This is a genomic window from Curtobacterium sp. PhB136 (assembly GCF_004346855.1).
GTDB lineage: Bacteria > Actinomycetota > Actinomycetes > Actinomycetales > Microbacteriaceae > Curtobacterium.
On sequence record NZ_SMGH01000004.1, the window covers coordinates 386,448 to 408,410 of the forward strand.

Here is a 21,963-nt window from a genome sequence, read left to right on the forward strand (position 1 = left end):
CGAAGGAACCACCATGCGCTCCATCCGGACCTCCACCATCGCCACGGCAGCCGGGCTGCTCCTCGCCGCCCTGGCCCTCACCGGGTGCTCCGCCGCCGGCCCCGCCCCGACCGAGAAGTCGTCGTCGTCGAGCGGCACCGACGACCAACAGCGCTCCAAGTGGTTCGCCGACGTCGACAAGTGCTTCTCGGACGCGGGTTTCGACCCGGACGACGAGAGCCTGCAGCAGCCCGGTGCGCCCCAGGCGGCGAAGGACGCCTGGACGAAGTGCTCGGAGGACGCGGGCGAGATGCCCGGCGTGCTCGACGAGAACGACCCGGCGGTGAAGGCGGCGTCCGCTGCGATGGGCGCTGCGCTCGACAAGTGCTTCCGCTCCCTCGGCTACACCGTGCCGCCCAGCGACGTCCCGGGGTCGCAGATGCCGGAGGGCATCACGGACGACGAGTTCAACAAGTGCTCGGAGAAGAGCTCGGACGTGTTCGACGACACGCTCCGCGAGAACGGCATCGATCGGAAGAAGGACTGACACGACGACTCCCGATCGGGAGCACAGTGATGGGGAGAGCCTGCCACCGCGACAGCAAGCTGTCCGGTCGTTCAGGTTCTCCCCATCCGGCTCTCGGTAGCCTGTGAGCCACCCAGAGCCGGACTTGCACGCCCGACCCCGAGGAGGCGCCCCATGGTCACCGTCCTCGTCGCGTTCGCCGTCATCGCCCTCGTCGTCCCGGCCCTGACGCCGCTGCTCGGCCGTCGCGTCTTCTACGTCGCGGCGCTCGCACCCGCTGCCGCCGCGGTCCTCACGATCGCGCAGACCGACCGGGCGCTGCACGGGGGTGTCTCCGAGTCGTTCACGTGGATCCCGCAGCTCGACCTGTCGATCGCCCTCCGCGTCGACGCCCTGTCCTGGGTGCTCGCCCTCGTGGTGTCGGTCGTCGGCGCGCTCGTGCTCGTCTACTGCGCGTCCTACTTCGGCCCCGACGAGCCGGGGCTCGGCCGCTTCGCGGGGGTCCTGACCGCCTTCGCCGGGTCGATGTACGGCCTGGTGATCGCCGACGACGTCATCGTGCTCTTCGTCCTGTGGGAAGCGACGACGGTCTTCTCGTACCTGCTCATCGGGCACGACGCCGCGAAGCGGGCGAGCCGGGCGGCCGCGATGCAGGCCCTCGTCGTCACCACCGCCGGCGGGCTCGCGATGCTTGCCGGCCTCGTGATGCTCTCCGTGACCGCGGGCACGACCCGGCTCTCGGCCATCATCGCGGAGGCACCGACCGGCACGATCGTCACCGTCTCGGTGGTGCTGATCCTCGCCGGTGCGCTGACGAAGTCCGCCATCGTCCCGTTCCACTTCTGGCTGCCAGCGGCGATGGCGGCCCCGACCCCGGTGAGCGCGTACCTGCACGCCGCGGCGATGGTGAAGGCCGGCATCTACCTCGTCGCCCGGCTCGCCCCCGCGTTCGCACTGCTCGAGGGCTGGCGCGAGACCATCACGGTGCTGGGGGTGCTCGGCATGGTGATCGGCGGGTACCGGGCACTCCGGCAGACCGACCTCAAGCTGCTGCTCGCGTACGGCACCGTCGCCCAGCTCGGCTTCCTCGTGCTCGCCGCCGGGTGGGGCACGCCGGCGATCGCCCTCGGCGGGGTCGCGCTCCTCGTGGCCCACGCGACCTTCAAGTCGACGCTGTTCCTCGTCGTCGGCACCATCGACCACGTCACCGGGACCCGTGACCTCGGCGCCCTGAGCGGGCTCGGCCGGAAGATGCCGTGGCTCACGACGGTGGCCGTGCTGGCGCTCGTGTCGATGGCCGGCATCCCGCCGACGATCGGCTTCGTCGCGAAGGAAGCCGTGCTGACGGGCTTCATCGAGGCGCTGCACGGCCCGGGATCGGGCTGGGCGTGGTTCGCGCTCGTCGGCATCACGGTCGGGTCGATCCTCACCGTCGCCTACTCGCTGCGCTTCCTCTGGGGCGCGTTCGGCACGAAGCCCGGTGTCGAGCCCACCGAACCGCACGCCCTGCACGGCCTCGGCGTCGTGCCCTCGGTCCTCGGCCTGGCCGGGCTCGCGCTCGGGCTGTTCACCCCGGTCGTCGCCCACGGCATCGAACCAGCAGCCACCGCGGCGTCGATGTCCGGAGCGGAAGCGGTGCCGCACCTGGCGCTGTGGCACGGACTCGAGCCGGCGCTCGGCATCTCCGCGATCACGCTCCTCGGCGGACTGGCCCTGTTCGCCGCCCGCTCCCGGGTCGAGGCGCTCCAGCACCGCCTCGCCGGGTTCCCGAGCGCCGCGAACACGTACCGGCACGTGATGCGCGGGCTCGACCGCGGCGCCACGGCCATCACCGCCGGCCTGCAGCGCGGTTCGCTCCCCTACTACCTGACGGTGATCCTCTCGGTGTTCGTCGCCGGGGCGCTCGCCAACCTGGTGCTCGGTGGTCCGTGGCAGTTCTCGATCCGGTTCGCCGACTCGTGGGGGCAGATCCCCGTCGTGCTCGTGATGTCGGTCGCCGCGATCGCCGTCACCACCGCCAAGACCCGGTTCGCCGCCGCCGTCCTGGTCGGGGTCACCGGCTACGGCATGTCCGTGCTGTTCGTCCTGCACGGCGCCGTCGACCTCGCGCTCACCCAGCTCGTCGTCGAGACCGTGACGCTCATCGCGTTCGTCCTCGTCCTCCGACGCCTGCCCCCGCGCATCGCGACGGCGAACCCGTCGCGCTTCCGCCTGCTCCGAGCCCTGTTCGCCGCACTCGCCGGCGTCACCCTGGCGATCGTCGTCATCGTCGCCGCCTCGGCCCGGACCGCCGAGCCGATCTGGCCGGACATCCCCGCGCTGACGAGCTCCTTCGGGCACGGGCTGAACGTCGTGAACGTGGCGCTCGTCGACCTCCGCGGCTGGGACACCCTCGGCGAGCTCACCGTGGTCGTCGCCGCCGCCACCGGGGTCGCCAGCCTCATCTTCGTGAACTCCCGGGAGGACACCCTCCCCCGCCTCCGCGACCTGGCGAACGACGTCACGAACGACAAGCACCGCCCGGACGGCGAACCCCGCGCCTGGCTGCCGACCAGCGCCGCGCTGCCGACTGGCCGCTCAGCACTCCTCGACGTCGTCGTGCGCCTGCTGTTCCACGGGCTCATCGTGCTGTCGGTCTACCTGCTCTTCGCCGGCCACAACGCTGCGGGCGGCGGGTTCGCCGGCGGTCTCGTCGCGGGCATCGCCCTCGCCGCCCGGTACCTCGCCGGCGGTCCGGCCGAGCTCGGCGCCGCCGCCCCGGTGCGCGCCGGACGCCTGCTCGGGCTCGGCGTCGCGACGGCCGCCGTCACGGCGATCGTGCCGCTGTTCTTCGGCCGGGAAGCCCTGTACTCCGAGTTCTTCGAGGCGACGGTCCCGGTGCTCGGGCACGTCGAGTTCGTCACCGCCACGTTCTTCGACATCGGCGTCTACCTGGTGGTCGTCGGCCTGGTGCTCGACGTGCTGCGCAGCCTCGGCGCCGAGGTGGACCGGCAGCGCCTCGAGGACTCCCGCGTCCCCACGAACGACACGATCGAGGGCAACCCGGAGCAGGAAGGCGTCACCGCATGACCATCACGCTCGTCCTCGTCATCGCGATGGCCGTCCTCTTCGCCGCCGGCGTGTACCTGCTGCTCGAACGATCCCTGACCCGGATGCTCCTCGGGTTCCTGCTCCTCGGCAACGCGCTCAACCTGCTGCTGCTCGTGATGTCCGGCGCGGCCGGCGACCCGCCCATCGGCAAGTCCTCGAAGGGCATCACCGACCCGCTCCCGCAGGCCTTCGCCCTCACCGCGATCGTGATCACCTTCGCCGTCAGCGCCTTCCTCCTCGCACTCATCCACCGCTCGTGGACGCTGTCCCGCGCCGACGAGGTCGAGGTGGACGAGGCCGACGTCGCCATCCGCCGTGAGCGATCCGCCGCCGACGCAGAAGAGGAGTCCCGATGACCTCCCTCGTCCCGCTCCTCGTCCTCGTGCCGCTCCTCGGGGCCGCGGTCGCGCTCGGGCTGCTCCGGCACCAGAAGCTCCAGCGCGCGATCACGGTCGGCGTGCTCGTCATCGCCCTGGCGGTCGCCGCGACGCTGATGGTGCTCGTCGACCAGCACGGCACGATCGTGGTCCAGGTCGGCGGCTGGGACGCCCCGTACGGCATCTCGCTCGTGGTCGACCGGCTGAGCGCACTGCTGCTGACCGTGTCCGCGAGCGTGCTGCTCATCGTGCTGCTGTTCTCCATCGGCCAGGGTCTGGCGGCGGACGACGGCGAAGCCCCGGTGACGATCTTCTACCCGACCTACCTGGTCCTCGCGGCCGGCGTGCTCGACTCGTTCATCGCGGGTGACCTGTTCAACCTCTACGTGGCGTTCGAGATGCTGCTCGTGGCGAGCTACGTGCTGATCACCCTCGGCGGCAGCGAGCAGCGTGTCCGGGCGGGCACGACGTACATCGTGACGAGCCTCATCGCGTCGGCGATCTTCCTCTCCGCGATCGGGCTCGTCTACGGCGCGACCGGCACCGTCAACATCGCCCAGATCAGCGAGCGGATGGCGGCACTGCCCGAGCACGTGCAGCTGCTGCTCCACACGATGCTGCTCATCGGGTTCGGCATCAAGGCCGCGGTGTTCCCGCTGGCGTTCTGGCTGCCCGACTCGTACCCGACCGCGCCCGCACCGGTCACCGCGGTCTTCGCGGGCCTGCTGACGAAGGTCGGCATCTACGCGATCATCCGCCTCGAGACGATCATCTTCCCGCAGCCGCAGCTCAACACCGTCCTCCTCGTCGTCGCGACGCTGACGATGGTCGTCGGCGTGCTCGGGGCGGTGTCACAGACCGACGTCAAACGGCTGCTCTCCTTCACGCTGATCAGCCACATCGGGTTCATGGTGATGGGCATCGGGCTCGGCTCCGTCGCCGGCACCGCCGCCGCGGTCTTCTACACGGTGCACCACATCGTCGTGCAGACCACGCTGTTCCTGGTGTCGGGGCTGATGGAGCGCGTCGGCGGCACCACCTCGACCCGGTCGCTCGGCGGGCTGCTGAAGGCCGCTCCGCTCCTCGCGGCGCTCTACCTGGTCCCGGCGTTCAACCTCGGCGGCATCCCGCCCTTCTCCGGCTTCATCGGCAAGCTCGGGCTCTTCCGCGCGGCGGCACTCGACGGCAGCCCGATGGCCTACGTCACCATCGGCGCCGGGGTGGTCACCTCGCTCCTGACCCTCTACGCGCTGATGCGCGTCTGGGACGCCGCCTTCTGGCGGCCGAAGCCCGCAGCCGAGGCGGCGGCGCCGCACGCCTCGGTCGCCGAGCCGCACGAGCACCTCCGTGCTCCGGAGCCGGCACCCGTCACGGTCTCCGAGACCGACGGCACAGTGCTGACGGGAGGCTCGGTGACCGTCACGGAACCGGCGGCGGTGAGCACGGCCTCCAGTTCGGAGCACACCCGCCTGCCCCGCATGCTGGTCGGCGTCACCACCATCGCGGTGCTCGGATCCGTCGCCCTCACCGTCGTCTCCGGACCGCTCTACGGCTACGCGACCCGCGCAGCGGAGTCGCTCGAGTCCCCGGTGCAGTACGTGCAGGCCGTCCTCGGGGAGCGCCCGTGACGAACGACACCCGACGCATCACGAACGCCCGACGGATCGCCGTCGCGTGGCGGTACGACGTGCCGCTCGTCGCCGGACTGACGGTCCTGTGGGCACTGCTCTGGGGATCCTGGACCCCGCTCACCCTGCTCTGCGGCATCGTGGTCGCGCTGCTCGTGACCCAGGCGCTGCCGCTGCCGCCGGTCCCGCTGTCGGCACGGTTCTCCGTCGTGCACACGGTCTGGTTCCTGATCATCTGGTCCGGACTCGTCATCGCGGCGTCGTTCCGGGTCGCCTGGGTGGCGTTCCGTCCCCGGGGCGTCCGGCGCAGCTCGATCGTGCTCGTGCAGATGCACACCACCTCGGAGATGACGTTCACCCTGGCGACGCTCGCGGTGTCGCTCGTGCCCGGCTCCTACGTCGCGGACGTCGACCTCCGACGACGGCGGCTGCTCCTGCACGTCCTCGACACCGAACAGGAGCGCCAGGTGGAAGCCGCGAAGCGTGAGGCGCTCGGGATCGAGACGCTCGTGATCAAGGCGCTCGGGTCGAAGCAGGACGTCTCGGAGCTGTCCGAGCCGCTGCCGGAGGTGACCCGGTGAGCGCCGCCGTCGTCGTCATGGGGATCGGCATCGCGCTGGTGCTCGCCCTGCTCGGTGCGACGCTCGCGCTGGCCGTGTTCCGCATCGTCCGCGGACCGACGATCCTCGACCGGATGATCGGATCCGACATGGTCCTGACCACCGTGCTCGTGGTGATCGCCGCCGCGATGGTGATCCGACGGGACCTCACCGCGGTGCCCGTCCTGGTCGTGATCGCCGCGACGAGCGTCTTCGCCACCATCGCCGTCGCACGCGCGGTCACGCCGTCGTCGGACCCCTCCGACGACGGGACCGACGTGACGACCCCGGAACGGAGCGAGCGGTGACCGAGATCCTGCAGTCCTTCATCGACGCGGCCGGCGTCCGGGCGTGGATCGCGCTCGGGCTGCTGCTCGTCGGGTCCCTGCTGTCCCTCGGCGCCGGCGTCGGCATCGTCCGGTTCCCCGACCCGCTCGTCCGGCTGCACGCGATGGCGAAGCCGCAGGTGCTCGGGCTGGCGTTCGGGCTCGCGGCGATCGTGGTCGCGGTGTGGACGTGGACCGCGCTCTGGGTGGTCCTGCCGATCATGGTGTTCCAGCTGTTCCTGGTGCCGGTGTCGACGCACATGATCGCCCGCGCCGGTGTCCGCTCGGGCGACTACCGCCACGAGGACCTGCTCGTCGACGACACCGAGTCCTAGGCGCCCCGCGCTGCTGCGCCGGCGTCCGAGACGCCGCCCACTGCGGGGGCGTTTCGTGGACTCGGAGGCGTCTCGCGGACTCGGGGGCGTCTCGCGCGCCGAGTGGCGCCCGGTCAGCTCCGGCGGGACAGGAGCAGGTTCACGACGGCGGCCACGACCACGATCGCCGCGGAGATCGCCGGGAAGAGCATCGCCGCCTGCGTGCCGGAGCGCTCGGCGACCTCGCCGACGACGGCCGAGGTGAGCGACTGCCCGACGATCACGGCGGAACCGAGGATCGTCATCGTCGTGGCCGAACGACCCACCGGGGAGCGGTCGGACCCGAGGCTGTACTGCGCGACGAGGGTCGGCCCGATGCCGATGCCCATGACCGCCAGGACGATGCCGACCGCGACGACGGAGTCCGCCGACGCGAAGGCGATCGCGCCGCCGAGGAGCACGACGCCGAAGACGAGCCAGCGCCACCCGACGCCGAAGGACCGCGGGAACGCCGCCGATCCGAGCGCCAGGCCGGCCGAGCCGATGCCCATCAGCCCGTAGAGGAGCCCCGCCTGCGAGGACTCGCCGTGGGTGCCCATGAACGCCGTCAGCGAGGTCAGGGTCGAGCCGAAGAAGAACCCGATGCCGAGGATCCCGACGACCACCACGACGAGGCGCGGACGCAGGAGCTGGCGGGCCGGGGCCTGGACCACCTCCGCGTGCTGCCCGACCGCGAGCCTGCCCGTCGGGTGCAGCGCGAAGGCCGTCACGAAGACGAAGGTCAGGGCAGCGGCACCGGCGACGGCCACCCACGGGGCGATCGCACTCGCGAGCAGCCCCACCAGGAACGGCCCGATGATGAACACCGTCTCGTCCGCCGCGGACTCGTACGCCATGGTGCCGCTGAGCACCTTCTCGTGGCGGTCCTTCGCCATCCGCTGCCGGATGATCGCCACGAGCCGGGTGCGGGACATCGGTGCGACCTGCGGCGCCGAGGCCCCGATGCAGAACGACATCGCGAGGACCGCGAGGTCCGGCGCGGTGCTCTGCACGACGAGGGGGAAGACGCCGAGCAGGACGCCGTTCGCGATGCCGACGGGGACGAGCACCTTCCGCTGGCCGAGGCGGTCCGCGGCGGCGCCGACCATCGGGCCGAAGATCGCCGACCCGATGCCGACGAACGCGGAGTTGATGCCGCCGAGGGCGACGGAGTCGCGCGATGCGACGACGAGCGTCAGGACCCCGACGACCATCATCGCGAAGGGGAGCCGCGCGATGAACGCGATCGGGAAGTAGGAGCGCCCGGCGTGGGCGATCAGGGAAGCGTCAGAGGAGCGCGCCTGGAGCATGTCGTGGTGTGCCTTCTCGGCCCACGTTCGTTCCGCGGACCCATCGGGTGCCGCCGCTGTCCGCCGAGGTGCGGCGGCCGGTAGATACACACTGCGTCCTCCGAGGGTACCAGCGGCCGATCCGGCACCGGCGGCCCGCGAGACGAGTGCCCCGCGTCGGGGCGGCTGGGATCAGGCGGCGAAGCGGACGAACGACCGCAGGCCGGACGGCGCGACGTCGTGGGCCTCGGTGAAGCCGCAGGACTCGTAGAAGGCGCGCTGCCCCGGCTCGGCGTCGGTGAGCAGCACGACCTGCCGGATGTCGGCCACCCGCTCGAGCACCGCGCCGAGCAACGCGGCCCCGACGCCGGCCCGCTGGGCGGACGGCGCGACGAGCAGGTCCTGCACGTACGCGATCGTGCACCCGTCGGAGACCGTGCGGACCAGGCCGACCAGCTCCCCGCCCTCGCTGCGCGCCGTCAGCACGAGGTGCGACCCGAGCACCGCGGCGTGGAGCCGTCCGGGGTCGTCGGTGTACGCGGTCCAGCCGACCGCTGCGTACAGCGCGACGAGCTCGTCGAGGTCCGGACGGTCGTCACCGAGGGAGAAGTCCACAGCACCAGTCTCGCGGGTCCGGCGACGGCGGCGTCAGCCCCGCCGGCCAGACCGTCGAGCGAACGCGTCGAGCGCCCGGAGGACGTCATCGCTGCGCCACACCGTGGTCCGGAGCTTGTGCTCCGACTTCGACACGAGGACGCCGGCAGCGGTCAACGCGTCGAGCGCTCGGTACACGTTCAGCGAGCCGCCGAGCTGCGCGGACAACGACGATGCAGTGAGGACCGGCTGTCGTGCCACCACCTCGAGCACCCGCCAGACACTCGAGTCGGATCGCGCGGTGACGCTCTCCCGCCAGTGCGCCTGCACGGCATGGACGTCGTCGACGAGCACGCTGGCGTTGTTGACCGCGCGGAACGACGCTTCCGCCGTCGCGACCACGATCGGCTCGATGTCGCCTGTCCGGTACGCGTCGAGAGCAGCGTGGTACCCGGCGGTGTCCGTGAGCAGACCCGCCGAGACGGGGATCGTCACGTTCCGTGTGAGCCCGGTGCCGCGGAACATCGCCTGCATGAGCGCACGACCCGTTCGGCCGTTGCCGTCCGTGAACGGGTGGATGGTCTCGAACTGGGCGTGCGCGACCGCGATCTGCACCAGGCGCGGCAGGTCCGTCCGGCGGGCGAACACCATCACGTCGTCGACGAGGTCGGGGACTCTTCCTGATGCCGGCGCGACGAACTCCGCACCCGCGGGGCTGTCCGCGCTGCGGCCGATCCAGACGGCCTCGCCACGCCAGGCGCCGGCGTCGTGGTGCGGATCGCCGTCGAGGAGCACACCGTGCATCGCGAGCACCGACGCCGGCGTGAGGTCCGCTGCGAGATCGAGCGCGCTCTGCATGGCACGAGTGTTCGCGACGATCTGCGCAGCGTTCTGCCGTGAGTCGTCGCCGAGCTCCGCCGTGTAGATCGCCCGCGCGCTCGCCGTGAGGTTCTCGATCTGCGACGACGCGGCGGCTTCCGACCGGAGCAGGAGCGAGGCGAACGGTGCGATCTCACCACCGAGTTGCGCGTCGAAACGGATGAGCGCTTCGACCGCGTCGTCGACCAGTGCCGCGGTCGCGGACGAGACAGCCGGATCCAGTTCGGCGATCCGTGGTGGCACGGCCGCTCGGTACGGGTGGCCGAGCGTGCTCCGGCGGCTTGCGGCGACACCGAACCCGGCGTACTTCGACTCGAACCAGAGTTCTTCGGAGTCGATCGGGGGCCAGGGCATCGCACTCCGATCCGTGCGCACAGGGTGTGCGTTGTGACACTTGAGGACCTAAGTGTAACTGCGTGGTGTGCCGAGTGACACTTGCGCGACCGGACGCAGCGGTCAGCGGGCCTCGCCCGTGGCCCAGAAGTACGTCAGGGGTGCACCGTTCACCAGGTGGTCGCCGATCACCCGCTGCTGGAACACGACCGGGTTGTGCGACGACAGGGTCCTGGCGTTCCGCCAGTGCCGGTCGAGCGAGCGGTCCCGGTCGGTCGCGCTGGCACCGCCCACCTCGAACAGGGTCGTCGTCGCGCGGAGCGCCAGCTCGACCACCGAGGACTGCAGTGCGATCGTCCGGAGTTCCGCCGCGTCGATGTGGGCTCCGGCGTCGAGGGCGTCCGAGACGATCGCGTCGTGCGCCTCGTCGATCGCGGCGGCGGCGCTGAGGACGAGCGCCTCGGCGGCGACCGCGTCGGCGGCGATGCGACCGACGACCGACTGCACGAGCGGGTCCGACGCGGCGGTGGCCCCGACCCCGTGCTGGTAGTGCCGGGTCCGGGAGCGCACGAACGCGGCTGCGTCCCGGGACGCCGCCGCGGCGACCCCCGCGAGCGACGCCAGCAACACCGTCTGCAGGAACGCCGGCAGCACGGTGCGCCGCTCGCCGCGTTCGGGTCGGAGCTGCCAGAGCTCGACCCGGACGCCGTCGAACCGGGTGGTGCCGCTGCCGGTGAGGCGCTGGCCGAAGCCGTTCCAGTCGTCGCGCACCTCGACACCGGGGTCGTCCACCCGCACGGTGACGCCGACCGTGTGGCCGTCCGGGGTCTGCGCGGTGACGGTCGTCCAGTCGGCGAAGATCGTGCCGGTGCTGTAGTGCTTCTCGCCGTGCAGCCGCCAGCCGTCGCCGTCCGGGACGAGGTGCGTCGCGAGCGACCCGACGCCGGCACTGCTCCGTTCGTGGCTGGCGTTGCCGAAGACCTCGCCGGCGGCGATGCGGGTGAACCACTCGTCACGCCGGACGACCCCGGGGTCGAGCAGCAGCTCCTCGACGAAGGAGAAGTGCGCGCGGAGCAGCTGCGGGATGTTCGAGTCGGCCTCGGCGAGCCGGACGAGCAGTGCGAACAGGTCGCTGGCCGAGGCTCCGCTGCCGCCCGCGGCGACGGGGACGGTGACCGCGGTGAACCCGGCGTCGGCGAGCCAGCGGACCTGCTCGTGCGGCAGGGTCCGGGTCTGCTCACGGTCGACGGCCCCGTCGGCGATGCGGTCGAACACGGGGGCGAACTGCTCGAGCAGCGACGTCCGGATCACGGGGGCGGTGATCGTCATGATTCCTCCTGGGAAGACTGGGGAGACTGGGGAGACTGGGGAGACTGGGGAGACTGGGGGTTCCGGTGGACGCTGACGCCGGGGACCGCGTCGAGCAGCCCCTGCGTGTACGGGTCGCGCGGGGAGCGGAAGACCTGGTCGGCCGGCCCCTCCTCGACGACCCGACCGTCGCGCAGGACGAGCACGCGGTCGCTGACGTGGTGGATCACACCGAGGTCGTGGGAGATGAAGAGCGCGGCGGTGCCGTACTCCTGCCGGATGTCGGCGAGCAGGTCGAGGACCTGCGCCTGCACGGAGACGTCGAGCGCGCTGACGGCCTCGTCGAGGACGAGCACGTCGGGATCGGTGGCGAGTGCCCGGGCGATCGCGACGCGCTGCCGCTGGCCGCCGGACAGGGTGAGCGGGTGTCGCCCGGCGAGCGACGGGTCGAGTCCCACGCCCTGCAGGAGCGAGTCGACCCGTGCCGCGTCCGACGAACCGGGAGCGCCGGCCCCGCGGGCGGACCGCGCCCCGACGAGGGCCGAGCGCACGAGCTCGCCGACGGTGCGCCGGGGGTCGAACGAGGAGAGCGGGTCCTGCGACACGGTCGCGATCCGGGGACGGTCGGCCCGGCGGGCACGTTCCGGCAGCGCTGACCACGGCCGACCCTCGAACAGCACCTGCCCCGAGGACGGCGGGGTCAGCGCGAGGGCGATCGCCGCGGTCGTGGACTTGCCGGACCCGGACTCCCCCACGATGCCGAGCGTCTCGCCGGCCCGGAGTTCGAACGACACGTCGTCCACGACGGTGCGGACGACCCCGTCGGGCCCCCGGTACCGCTTGCTGACGTGCGAGACGGACAGCACCACGGAGCCGGCGACCGGCACCGGGCGCGACGCCGGACGCGGCGCGAGCGTCGCCGGCGGTGCGTCCGACAGCCGCGCTCCGGGTGCGTGGGCGGAGGGGATCGCGGCGAGCAGGCGCTTCGTGTACGCGTGCTGCGGGTCGCCGAGGACGGCGGCGACGGGCCCCTGCTCGACGACGACGCCGTGCTGCATCACGACGACCTCGTCCGCGAGCTGCTCGACGACGCCGAGGTCGTGGCTGATCAGCACGAGACCGGTCCCGCCGGCACGGAGCTCGTCGAGGAGCGCGAGGATCTGCGCCTGCACGGTGGTGTCGAGTGCGGTCGTCGGCTCGTCGGCGATGAGCACCGCGGGGTCGAGGGCGATCGCGGCGGCGATGAGCGCACGCTGCCGCAGCCCGCCGGAGAGCTCGGACGGCAGCTGCCGTGCACGCAGCGACGGCGAGGGGATCCCCACGCGGCCCAGCAGCGAGAGGACCTGCTGCTCACGGGCAGAGCGCGGGCCCACCCCGTGCGCGCGGAGTGCGTCGGCGACGGATGCGCCGACCCTCCGGAGCGGGTCGAGCGAGACGAGGGCGTCCTGCAGGACGTAGCCGACGTCCTTGCCGCGGACCCCGCGCCACGCACGGTCGGACAGGTCGCGGAGGTCGCGGCCGCCGAGCGAGAGCGCCCCGGCGGTGGTCGACGACGACGGGCCGTTCAACCCGAGCAGCGACCTGGCGGTGACGCTCTTGCCGGAGCCGGACTCGCCGACGATCGCGACGCAGCGGCCGGGTTCGAGCGTGAACGAGACGTCCCGCACGACGGTGCGGTCGCCGAAGGCGACGGAGAGGTCCCGGACCTCGACGAGGGGACCGGTCGGACGGGCGGCACCACCCGACGGGACGGAGGACGTGGCGGACGTGAGCAGGTCAGGAGCGGTCACCGGGGGCCTCCAGGCTGGGTCAGGGTCTGCACGGCGCGACCGACGGCGGTCAGCGACAACGCGAGGAGCACGATCACGACGCCCGGCCAGAAGTCGAGCCACCACGCCTGCTGCAGGTAGTTGCGGCCGGCGTTGAGCATCGCGCCCCACTCCGGAGCGGGCGGCTGGACGCCCATGCCGAGGAAGCCGAGGGCCGACGCCCAGACGATCGCCTGCCCGATCCCGAGCGTGACCAGGACGGTGAGCGGGCGGAAGGCGTTCGGCAGCAGGGTGTGGAACAGGACGTGCGCCGAGGAGTGGCCGAGCGCCCGCTCCGACTGCACGTACCCGGCGTTCCGCACGGCGAGCACCTGCCCGCGGACCATCCGGGCGTACCCGGGGACGGTCGCGATGCCGACGGCGAGGATCTGCGTCCCCGCGCTCGAGCCGAACACGGCGATCAGGATGAGCGCGAGCAGGATGCCCGGGAACGCGTAGAGGACCTCGATCACGCGGGTCACGACGGCGTCGACGGCACGGCCGCCGAGCCCGCCGAGGACCCCGAGCAGGACGGCTCCGGCGAGCCCGAGCGCGGTGGCGCCGACGCCGATCAGGACGGACTGGCCGGCGCCGTGCACGAGGCGCGAGTAGACGTCACGGCCGGACTGGTCGGTCCCGAAGACGTGCTGCGCGCTGGGAGCGTCGAAGCTCTTGCCGAGGTCGATGGCGAGTGGGTCCTGCGACGCCAGCAGGGACGGCCAGAGGGCCGCCACCGCGACGAGCGCGATGAAGGCGGCCGCCACCCAGAACGACACGCGTCGCAACGGGTGGGAGGCTCGGCGCACCTTCCGCACACCGGCTTCGGCGGGTGCCGGGTCGGGCTGCAGGGCACGGGGTTCGCTGGGTGCGATGGTCGCGGTGGTCATGCTGCGGCTCCGGTCGTGCGGCGCAGTCGTGGGTCGACCACGACGTACGCGATGTCGGTGAGGATGTTCGCGACGACGTAGACGAGTGCGACGACGAACGTGATGCCGATGACGAGCGGCAGGTCCTGCGCGCTGACGGCGGCGACGAGCACCTGGCCGATGCCCTGTCGGGCGAAGACGACCTCGGCGATGACGGCACCGGAGACCAGTGAGCCGAGACCCCAGCCGGACAGCGTGACGCCGGGGAGCGCCGCGTGCCGGAGCACGTACTTCCCGCGGATCGCGTTCTCGGACAGCCCGCGGCTCCGGGCGGAGAGGACGAACGGCTGCTGCTGCTTGTCCTCGAACTCGTCGCGGGTCACCTGGCCGAGGAACCCGGCGAGCGGGATCGCGAGGGTGAGTGCCGGCAACACGATGCCGAGCGGGCCCGAGCCGATCACCGGGAACCAGTGCAGCTGCACCGCGAACACCAGCAGCAGCACGAGCCCGAGCCAGAACTGCGGCAGCCCGGCGGCGACCGTCTCGACCACCGAGCCGATGCGGCCGACGATGCCCGGCCGCCCCGCGGTGAGCAGGGTCGAGACGATCGAGAGCACCCAGGCCAGGACGAGCGCGGTCACGGTGAGGGCGAGCGTCGGGCCGATCTGCCCGGCGATGACGCTCGTGACGGACTGCTTCAGCGTGTACGACTCACCGAAGTCGAGCCGGAACAGGCCCGCGAGGAAGTCGCCGTACTGCGCCAGGAGCGGCCGGTCGAAGCCGTACTGCGCGGTGACCGCGGCGACGGCCTCCTTCGTCGGGTGCGCTGCGGCGCCGCCGAGGATCGCGACCGCGGGGTCGCCGGGGACCGCGTGCTCGAGGAAGAACACGATCGTGCCCACGGCGAGGAGCAGGACCACCGCCTCGACGATGCGTCTGGTGACTCGGATGACCATCACTTGCCTCCGTCGATCAGGTAGGCGTCGGAGAGGACGGGTTCGCCCTCGCTGGGTTCGATCCACACGCCGCTGACGCGGTCGGCGATGCCGAGGCGGGTCTGGATCGGGTAGAGCGGCAGGCTCCAGGCCTTCGACGTCAGGATCTGCTGGGCCTTCGCGTACGCGGTCGCCTGCTTCGCCGGGTCGGTCGTCGCGGTGCCCGCGATGAGCAGCCGGTCGAGTTCGTCGTCGTACGCGAACGCCGAGTTCTGGCCGTTGTCGACGTCGTAGGTCGCCTTCGAGTACTTGATGTACATCACGTGCGGGGTCGGGCTGTTCCAGTAGTTCCCGAGCAGGTCGTACGCCTTCGGGTTGCCCCACACCGCGTTCATCGAGGACGAGTCGAGCGCCTGCAGCACGACCTTGATCCCGACGCGCTTCTCCATCGCCTGGATGTCCTGCAGGATCGTGACGTCCGCCGGCGGGGTCTCCGCGGAGTCCGCGTTGTAGGGCAGCTCCACCGTCAGGGTCTCGCCGTCCTTCGTCCGGTAGCCGTCCGCGTCGCGTCCGGTCCAGCCGGCCTCGTCGAGGAGCTGCTTCGCCGCTGCCGGGTCGTACGGGAACGGCTCGTGGTACGCGGCGTCGTAGTGCGGCGTGCCCGAGGAGACGGCGTCGCCCTCGTAGGGGAACACCCCGTTGTAGGCGCTCTCGACGGCCTCTTTCGCATCGGAGGCGTGCACGAACGCCTGCCGCACCCGGATGTCGCTGAAGACGGTGCTCTGCGTGTTGAGGTCGAGGCTGAACGGCGAGCCCGAGTGCACGAACGACTGCAGCTCGATCGACGGGTCCGCCTTCGCCAGCCCCTCGCTCTCCGGCGGCACGTTGAAGATGACGTCCGCCTCGCCGGAGCTCAGCGCGCCGTACCGCGTCGTGTTGTCCTTGAGGAACTTCCACGTGATGCCGTCCAGGTACGCGGGCCCCTGGTGCTTCGCGTCAGCCGGGGCGCTGTCGTACGAGTCGTTCCGGACGAGCTCGACGTCGCGCTCGTGGTTCCACCCGGCCACCTCGAACGGCCCCGTGCCGACCGGGGACTCGCAGTTCGCCGCGAGCCCACGGGCCATGGCCTTCGGGGACTCCATGCCGAAGAACGCCTGCGACAGGGCGGCCAGGAGCGGCGAGTACGGGCGCTTCAGGGTGATCCGGACGACGTGGTCGCTGATCGCGGTGGCCTTGTCGAAGTACCCGGTCAGGTACAGCAGGTCGGTCGACGACTGCGTCGCCGGGTCGAGGATCTGCGTGAAGTTGTCCACCACCGCCTGGGCGTCGAACGGGGTGCCGTCGGTGAACTCCACGCCCTGCTTCAGCGTGAAGTCGTACTGCGTGCCGTCGTCCGAGATCGTCCACCCCGTGGCGAGCCACGGCTCCACGCTGCCGTCCTCCTGCAACGACACGAGCGAGTCCAGGTACTGGCGCGCGATGTACGTCTGCGGCATGTCCCCGGAGTTGTGCGGGTCGAGGCAGGTCGGTTCCCGATCCGTGGCGTAGACGAGGGTGCCGCCGCGGACGGGGCCGGTGTCGGAGGTCGCCGCGGTCGAGCCGGCGGAGCAGCCGGCGAGGAGCACCGCGGTCGCGGCGGCTGCGGCGAGCGCCGCGGTCACGCGGCGGCGGAGACGGCGCCGTCGGACCATCGGCCGGGCGGTGTCGGATCGGGTCATGTCGAGGACCGTAGGCAGCGCGACCGGGGTGGGTCGAGCCTCCCGTCTTCCGTCGCAACGGACCGTCACACGGCGTCGCGTGCCGGGGCACACCCGTCATCCGGCGTCACGTCCGACGGGTCCCGACGTGTGGTTCGTCATGGTTCGTCACCAGCGTCCCCGGGCGGCACGCGCGCCCATATCGTGGCGCCCATGGAGCAGCGGACGATGGGGCGGACGGGTGCGCCGGTGAGCGCGCTGACGCTCGGGACGCGGGCGATCGCGGACGTCGCCGCGCGGGACGTGGACGAGGCCGAGTACCTGGTGCACGAGTCGTTCGCCCGGGGCGTGACCGCGGTGGACGTGTCCGACGCGCACGGCTCCGGGCTCGCGGAGGCCGCCGTGGGGGCGGCGCTCGCGGGCCGGCGGGACGAGGTCTTCGTGTCGGTGCGCTTCGGCGACCCGGTCGACGACGACCCCGCCCACCGCGGTGCGGGGCGGCGGTGGATGTTCCGCGCGGTGGAGCGGAGCCTGCAGCGGCTCGGCACCGACGTCATCGACCTGTACCAGCCCGCGCGGCCGGACCCGGCGACCTCGCTCGACGAGACGCTCGACGCGCTCGCGGACCTGGTCGCGCAGGGCAAGATCCGCTCGTTCGGGATCCCGGGCTTCCCCGCGGAGGAACTCGTGGAGGCGCAGTGGCTCCGATCAGGGGCGAAGAGCGCCACCGCGACGCACGTGCCCTACTCGATCCTCACCCGGACGGCCGAGCGCACCGTGTTCCCCGTCGCCCGGCGGTTCGGGCTCGGCGTGCTCGCCGGGTCGCCGCTGGCCGGTGGGTGGCTCGCGGGCGCCTACCGCGCGGGGACCGTGCAGCCGCGGTCGCCGCACGCCGTGCAGCAGCCGGACGTGTACGACATCGGGTCGCCGCGGAACCGGCGGAAGCTCGAGACCACCGACCGGCTGGGACGGCTCGCGGACGACGCCGGGCTGACGCTGCTCGAGCTCTCCGTCGGGTTCGCGTTGACGCACCCGGACGTCGCGTCGGTGGTGGTCGGGCCCCGGACGGTCTCGCACGTGGACGCCTACGCGCAGGCGGCGGAGGTCGTCCTCGACGACGAGCTGCTCGACGCGGTGGACGCGATCGTGCCGCCGGGGACCCACGTGCTCGAGCGGGACACCGGGTCGACGCTGCCCGCGCTGACGCGGGAGCGCCTGCGCGGGCGGGTCGCGGCGCGCGCGTAGGCGGGTCCGCGCGGCGGGGGTTGTTTCGCGCGTAGGGGGTCGTTTCGCGCGTAGGGGGTCGTTTCGCGCGTAGGAGGTCGTATCTTCCGACCCCCCACGCGCGATTCGACTTCCCAGTGCACTCGCGATGGGAAGGAACGTGCGCCGGTCAGGAGACCTCGCCGGCGCGCGCACCTGCCCAGAGGTCGACGTCGGTGATGCCGACGGAGTGCTCGTCGATGACGCGGAGCTCCTCGTCGGTGAAGGACAGGTTCGCCAGGGCCTGCACGTTGTCCTCGAGCTGCGACACCCGTGACGCACCGATCACGAGCGACGTCACCCGCTCGTCGCGGAGCGCCCACGAGAGGGCGAGCTGCGCCATCGACTGTCCGCGCGCCTCGGCCACGGCGTTGAGTGCGCGCAGGTGCTCGACCACCTCGGGCGTGATGCTCGAGGCGTCGAGGGACTTCCCCGCCGCGGCGCGGGAGTCGGCCGGGACACCGTCGAGGTACTTCCCGGTGAGCAGCCCCTGCGCGAGCGCGGTGAAGCCGATCACGCCGAACCCGAGCTCGCCGGCGGCGTCGAGGAGCCCCTCGGTCTCGATCCAGCGGTTCAGCATCGAGTACGAGGGCTGGTGGATGAGGAGCGGGGTGCCGAGGTCGCGGAGGATCTCCACCGCCTGCCGGCTGCGTTCGGCGTCGTACGAGGAGATGCCGACGTAGAGCGCCTTGCCCTGCTGGACCGCGGTGTGCAGCGCGCCCATCGTCTCCTCGAGCGGGGTGGACGCGTCGAGGCGGTGCGAGTAGAAGACGTCGACGTAGTCCAGGCCGGTCCGGCGCAGGGACTGGTCGAGCGAGGCGAGCACGTACTTCCGCGAGCCGCCGCCCTGCCCGTACGGACCCGGCCACATGTCCCACCCGGCCTTCGTGGAGACGATCATCTCGTCGCGGTACGGGGCGAAGTCCTCCCGCATCAGACGGCCGAAGTTGACCTCGGCGGCACCGTAGGGCGGGCCGTAGTTGTTCGCGAGGTCGTGGTGGGTGATGCCGAGGTCGAACGCCCGGCGGCTGACGGCCCGCTGCGACTCGAAGGGCACGTCGTCGCCGAAGTTGTGCCAGTACCCCAGGGAGAGCAGCGGCAGGTCGAGGCCGGAGCGGCCGGTGCGGCGGTACGTCATCGAGTCGTAGCGGTCGTCGCTGGCGATGTAGGTCATGGTCCGAGCCTGGCACCTCGCCCCCGGATCCGAGCAGATACCGAGAAGCGCCGGCGTGGCCGCGGCTGCACACTGGGACCGACCAGGAGGGAACGACCATGGCACGGACGACGAAGACCGAGGGCACGTTCACGGACGAGGAACGCGCTGCGATGCAGGAAGCCGCGGCGGAACGGCGCACAGCGCGCTCGCGCAGCGGGACGAAGGCGGAGAAGGCCGCAGCGGAGGCGCAGGCGGTCGTGGACAAGATCGCGGCGATGCCCGAGCCGGACCGCGGGTTGGCGGAGCGGATCCACCGCATCGCGCTCCAGGCGGCACCGGAGCTCGCGCCGCGGCTCTGGTACGGCATGCCGGCGTACGCGGCGGACGGCAAGGTGGTGTTCTTCTTCCAGGACGCCGCCAAGTTCAAGGCGCGCTACGCCACCCTCGGGTTCCAGGACCCGGCGCAGCTGGACGACGGGACGTTCTGGCCGACGTCGTGGGCGGTCACGCCCGAGTTCTCGGCGGCGGACGAGGCGACGGTGTCCGAGCTGGTCCGGCGGGCGGTCGGTTCGCGCTCGTAGGATCTCCACCATGGTCGAGATCCCGCACCCGCGACCGACCGATCTCCTGACGATCGGCGAGGTCGTCGCACGCACCGGGGTGGCGGCCAGCGCGCTGCACTTCTACGAGCGCAAGGGCCTGATCCACCCGGAGCGGACCGACGGTGGGACGCGGCTCTACCCGCGGCACATGGAACGGCGCATCGCGATCATCCAGGTCGCCAAGCGGCTCGGCATCCCGCTGAGCGAGGTCGCGGAGCAGTTCGCGGCGCTGCCGGAGGACCGGATGCCGTCGCTTCGGGACTGGAACCGGCTCAACGAACGGTGGCGCGCGCGGCTCCGGGCACGCCAGCTCGAGCTCGAGCGGCTGCAGCAGGAGATGACGCAGTGCATCGGGTGCGGGTGCGTGTCCCTGAACGCCTGCCTCGTGATGAACCCGGGCGACGCGCTCGGCGCCGAGGGGCACGGCGCACGGCGGCTCCTGCCGATCGAGGACGAGGCCCCGGCGGCCGACTAGCCCCGCAGGCCGTCGTCGATGCGGGTGAGGAGCGTGAGCGCCGCCTGCACCCCGGCGGTGTCGGCCCCCAGGGCGTCGCGCAGCTTCCGGGCCCAGTGTGCGTGCAGGATCGCGATGCTCTCCTGGGCGCGCTCGGTCGAGAAGAGCTGGACGAGCCGGGCGTCGGCCGGGTCGGGCCGACGGTCGACCATGCCCTTCGCCACGAGCGACCTGAGCGCCACGCTGAGGTTGCTCCGGTGCAGTGCGGTCGCCTCCGCCGTGGCGCTCGGCGACGTGCCCGGGTGCATGTCGACCCAGCGCATCACGAGCGCCTCGGTGCCGGTGAGCGGCACGATGTCGAGCGCGGTCGTGCCGTGCGGGTCGACCTCCCGCGAGATCCGGAGCACGGCGTCGGCGAGTTCGGCGAGCACGTCGTCGGTCACCGCGGGGTCCATGGGCAGCACTGTACCGCCGCTCGGGCATGGGTTATGATTTCATAACCATGACGACGAACACCGGTTCCATCCGCGCGCACATCGCGACACCTCCGACCACCCGATCGCAGGGCATCACCACCGCACTGCTCCTGGTGCTCGGCCTCCTCAGTGCGGTGGCGCCGTTCGCCACCGACCTGTACCTGCCGGCGTTCCCGGAGATGACGACCGAGCTGCAGGCATCGGCCACGACCGTCCAGCTGACGCTCACCGCGTTCCTCGTCGGCGTCACCGCGGGCCAGCTCGTGTTCGGCCCGCTGTCCGACCGGTTCGGCCGCGTGCCGCCGCTGATCGCCGGCGCGGTGGTCTGCGTGCTCGCGAGCGCCGCGGCCGTGCTCGCGCCGAACGTCGGCGTGCTCATCGTCGCGCGCCTGCTGCAGGGCCTCGGTGGTGCGGCCGGCATGGTGATCGGTCGCGCCGTGATCTCCGACCTGGCGACCGGCAAGCCCGCGGCCCGCGCGTTCTCGCTGATGATGATCGTCGGCGGCGTCGCACCCGTCGTCGCCCCGCTGCTCGGCGGTCTGCTCACCGGCCCGATCGGCTGGCGCGGCCTGCTCACGATCGTGCTCGGACTGTCGATCGTGATGCTCGTGGCGGTGCTCGCCGTGATCCGCGAGACCCACCTCCGTGCTCGCCGCGACCAGCTCCGCGTCGAGCGGCAGGCCACCGGGTCACCGCTCCGCGCCCTCCGCTCCCGCACCTTCCTCGGCTACACGGCGGTGTTCGGCTTCGCGTTCGCCGTGATGATGGCGTACATCTCGGCTTCGCCGTTCCTGTACCAGGAGATGATCGGCTTCGGCACCGTGGCCTACGGCATCGCGTTCGGCATCAACGCGCTCGCACTGATGGGCGTGAGCATCCTGTCCGCCAAGCTCACCGAGAAGCGCTCGGTCGTCGGGGTGCTGTCGCTCGGCATCGTGCTCGTGCTGGCGTCGACGGTGGCCTTCGCCGTGCTCGTCGTCACGTCCGCACCGGTCTTCTTCCTCGCCGTGCCGCTCTTCACCGCGGTGGGCAGCCTCGGCCTGGTGCTCGGGAACGCGACAGCCCTGGCGCTCGGGGCCGTCCCCTCGGCTGCCGGCAGCGCCTCGGCCGTGCTCGGCGCCCTGCAGTTCGGGCTCGCCGCGCTCGTGTCCCCGCTGGTGAGCATCGGCGGGTCCGCCACGGCGGCGCCCTTGGCCGTCGTGATGGTCGCGTCCGCGGTCATCGCGGTGGTCGCGCTGCTGGCGGCCCGCGGGCGGCGCGCACCGGCCCGCGCGTAGGCGGTCGTGCCCCGCGTAGGCGGTCGTTCCCCGCGGAGGAAGTCGAATCGCGCGTCGGCAGTCGGAAGTTCCGACCGCTGACGCGCGATTCCACTTTCCATCGCGGCCGCTGTGGGTGACTTCGCGCGGTGGGTGACCTCGCCCGAAA

21 protein-coding genes are annotated in these 21,963 nt (G+C 72.0%); 11 read left to right on the forward strand and 10 right to left on the reverse strand.

The genetic code is table 11. From position 1 onward, the window contains the following. The first annotated feature begins 13 nt into the window (after positions 1-13). The 7 genes from EDF27_RS01875 to EDF27_RS19530 all read left to right on the forward strand — a co-directional run bounded on the left by EDF27_RS01875 (position 14) and on the right by EDF27_RS19530 (position 6,860). Positions 14-526, forward strand: coding sequence for a hypothetical protein (locus EDF27_RS01875; RefSeq protein WP_132046955.1), 513 nt, complete (start codon positions 14-16; stop codon positions 524-526). A gap of 153 nt (positions 527-679) precedes the next feature. Next, positions 680-3,574, forward strand: a complete 2,895-nt coding sequence (locus EDF27_RS01880) for a Na+/H+ antiporter subunit A (RefSeq protein WP_132046957.1) — start codon at positions 680-682, stop codon at positions 3,572-3,574. Further along, positions 3,571-3,951, forward strand: a complete 381-nt coding sequence (locus tag EDF27_RS01885) for a Na(+)/H(+) antiporter subunit C (RefSeq protein WP_123655322.1) — start codon at positions 3,571-3,573, stop codon at positions 3,949-3,951. The genes EDF27_RS01880 and EDF27_RS01885 overlap by 4 nt, the downstream gene beginning before the upstream one ends. Beyond that, the gene (locus EDF27_RS01890) at positions 3,948-5,600 is read left to right on the forward strand and encodes a Na+/H+ antiporter subunit D (protein ID WP_132046959.1); all 1,653 of its coding nucleotides are present in this window, start codon (positions 3,948-3,950) and stop codon (positions 5,598-5,600) included. The genes EDF27_RS01885 and EDF27_RS01890 overlap by 4 nt, the downstream gene beginning before the upstream one ends. Next, positions 5,597-6,181: a Na+/H+ antiporter subunit E gene (locus tag EDF27_RS01895; protein ID WP_165931313.1), complete on the forward strand. Its 585-nt coding sequence runs from the start codon at positions 5,597-5,599 to the stop codon at positions 6,179-6,181. The genes EDF27_RS01890 and EDF27_RS01895 overlap by 4 nt, the downstream gene beginning before the upstream one ends. Beyond that, positions 6,178-6,507: a sodium:proton antiporter gene (locus EDF27_RS19525; protein ID WP_165931314.1), complete on the forward strand. Its 330-nt coding sequence runs from the start codon at positions 6,178-6,180 to the stop codon at positions 6,505-6,507. The genes EDF27_RS01895 and EDF27_RS19525 overlap by 4 nt, the downstream gene beginning before the upstream one ends. Next, a complete protein-coding gene (locus EDF27_RS19530; protein WP_165931315.1) occupies positions 6,504-6,860 on the forward strand; it encodes a monovalent cation/H(+) antiporter subunit G in 357 nt (118 codons plus the stop codon). Before EDF27_RS19525 ends, EDF27_RS19530 begins: the two co-directional genes overlap by 4 nt. Before the next feature lie 113 nt (positions 6,861-6,973). Here the strand turns inward: EDF27_RS19530 and EDF27_RS01905 are convergent, their stop codons facing one another. The 8 genes from EDF27_RS01905 to EDF27_RS01940 all read right to left on the reverse strand — a co-directional run bounded on the left by EDF27_RS01905 (position 6,974) and on the right by EDF27_RS01940 (position 16,608). Then, entirely contained in the window at positions 6,974-8,188 is a 1,215-nt protein-coding gene (locus tag EDF27_RS01905; RefSeq protein ID WP_132046963.1) for an MFS transporter, read from the reverse strand. 171 nt (positions 8,189-8,359) lie between these two features. Further along, on the reverse strand, positions 8,360-8,782 hold the full coding sequence (locus tag EDF27_RS01910; protein ID WP_123655317.1) for a GNAT family N-acetyltransferase: 423 nt from the start codon (positions 8,780-8,782) through the stop codon (positions 8,360-8,362). Between the two features lie 33 nt (positions 8,783-8,815). Continuing rightward, positions 8,816-9,994, reverse strand: coding sequence for a Fic family protein (locus EDF27_RS01915; protein ID WP_123701166.1), 1,179 nt, complete (start codon positions 9,992-9,994; stop codon positions 8,816-8,818). A gap of 102 nt (positions 9,995-10,096) precedes the next feature. Then, positions 10,097-11,302 carry an acyl-CoA dehydrogenase family protein gene (locus tag EDF27_RS01920; protein ID WP_132046965.1) on the reverse strand — a complete coding sequence of 402 codons (1,206 nt, stop codon included), beginning with the start codon at positions 11,300-11,302 and terminating at the stop codon, positions 10,097-10,099. Then, the gene (locus tag EDF27_RS01925; RefSeq protein WP_243698173.1) at positions 11,299-13,071 is read right to left on the reverse strand and encodes an ABC transporter ATP-binding protein; all 1,773 of its coding nucleotides are present in this window, start codon (positions 13,069-13,071) and stop codon (positions 11,299-11,301) included. The genes EDF27_RS01920 and EDF27_RS01925 overlap by 4 nt, the downstream gene beginning before the upstream one ends. Next, on the reverse strand, positions 13,068-13,976 hold the full coding sequence (locus tag EDF27_RS19890) for an ABC transporter permease (protein WP_123701163.1): 909 nt from the start codon (positions 13,974-13,976) through the stop codon (positions 13,068-13,070). Before EDF27_RS19890 ends, EDF27_RS01925 begins: the two co-directional genes overlap by 4 nt. Further along, entirely contained in the window at positions 13,973-14,911 is a 939-nt protein-coding gene (locus EDF27_RS01935) for an ABC transporter permease (protein ID WP_132046969.1), read from the reverse strand. Before EDF27_RS01935 ends, EDF27_RS19890 begins: the two co-directional genes overlap by 4 nt. Beyond that, positions 14,911-16,608 carry an ABC transporter substrate-binding protein gene (locus tag EDF27_RS01940; RefSeq protein ID WP_243698174.1) on the reverse strand — a complete coding sequence of 566 codons (1,698 nt, stop codon included), beginning with the start codon at positions 16,606-16,608 and terminating at the stop codon, positions 14,911-14,913. Before EDF27_RS01940 ends, EDF27_RS01935 begins: the two co-directional genes overlap by 1 nt. A 192-nt stretch (positions 16,609-16,800) precedes the next feature. On the opposite strand from EDF27_RS01940, the gene EDF27_RS01945 reads away from it, so the two are divergent. Next, positions 16,801-17,832 carry an aldo/keto reductase gene (locus EDF27_RS01945; protein ID WP_132046971.1) on the forward strand — a complete coding sequence of 344 codons (1,032 nt, stop codon included), beginning with the start codon at positions 16,801-16,803 and terminating at the stop codon, positions 17,830-17,832. A gap of 148 nt (positions 17,833-17,980) precedes the next feature. Here EDF27_RS01945 and mgrA read toward each other — a convergent pair whose 3' ends face one another. Further along, the gene (gene mgrA / locus EDF27_RS01950; RefSeq protein ID WP_123655310.1) at positions 17,981-19,024 is read right to left on the reverse strand and encodes an L-glyceraldehyde 3-phosphate reductase; all 1,044 of its coding nucleotides are present in this window, start codon (positions 19,022-19,024) and stop codon (positions 17,981-17,983) included. A gap of 98 nt (positions 19,025-19,122) precedes the next feature. Here mgrA and EDF27_RS01955 point away from each other — a divergent pair, with 98 nt between their 5' ends. Further along, positions 19,123-19,587: a DUF1801 domain-containing protein gene (locus tag EDF27_RS01955; protein ID WP_123655309.1), complete on the forward strand. Its 465-nt coding sequence runs from the start codon at positions 19,123-19,125 to the stop codon at positions 19,585-19,587. A gap of 10 nt (positions 19,588-19,597) precedes the next feature. Then, entirely contained in the window at positions 19,598-20,083 is a 486-nt protein-coding gene (gene soxR / locus EDF27_RS01960; protein ID WP_123701160.1) for a redox-sensitive transcriptional activator SoxR, read from the forward strand. On the opposite strand, the gene EDF27_RS01965 is transcribed toward soxR, so the two are convergent. Continuing rightward, the gene (locus EDF27_RS01965) at positions 20,080-20,517 is read right to left on the reverse strand and encodes a MarR family winged helix-turn-helix transcriptional regulator (RefSeq protein ID WP_243698175.1); all 438 of its coding nucleotides are present in this window, start codon (positions 20,515-20,517) and stop codon (positions 20,080-20,082) included. The two genes, soxR and EDF27_RS01965, sit on opposite strands and share 4 nt — an antisense overlap. Positions 20,518-20,564: 47 nt before the next feature. Between EDF27_RS01965 and EDF27_RS01970 the strand changes: the two genes are divergently transcribed. Then, on the forward strand, positions 20,565-21,815 hold the full coding sequence (locus EDF27_RS01970) for a multidrug effflux MFS transporter (protein WP_123701159.1): 1,251 nt from the start codon (positions 20,565-20,567) through the stop codon (positions 21,813-21,815). The last annotated feature ends 148 nt before the right edge of the window (positions 21,816-21,963 follow it).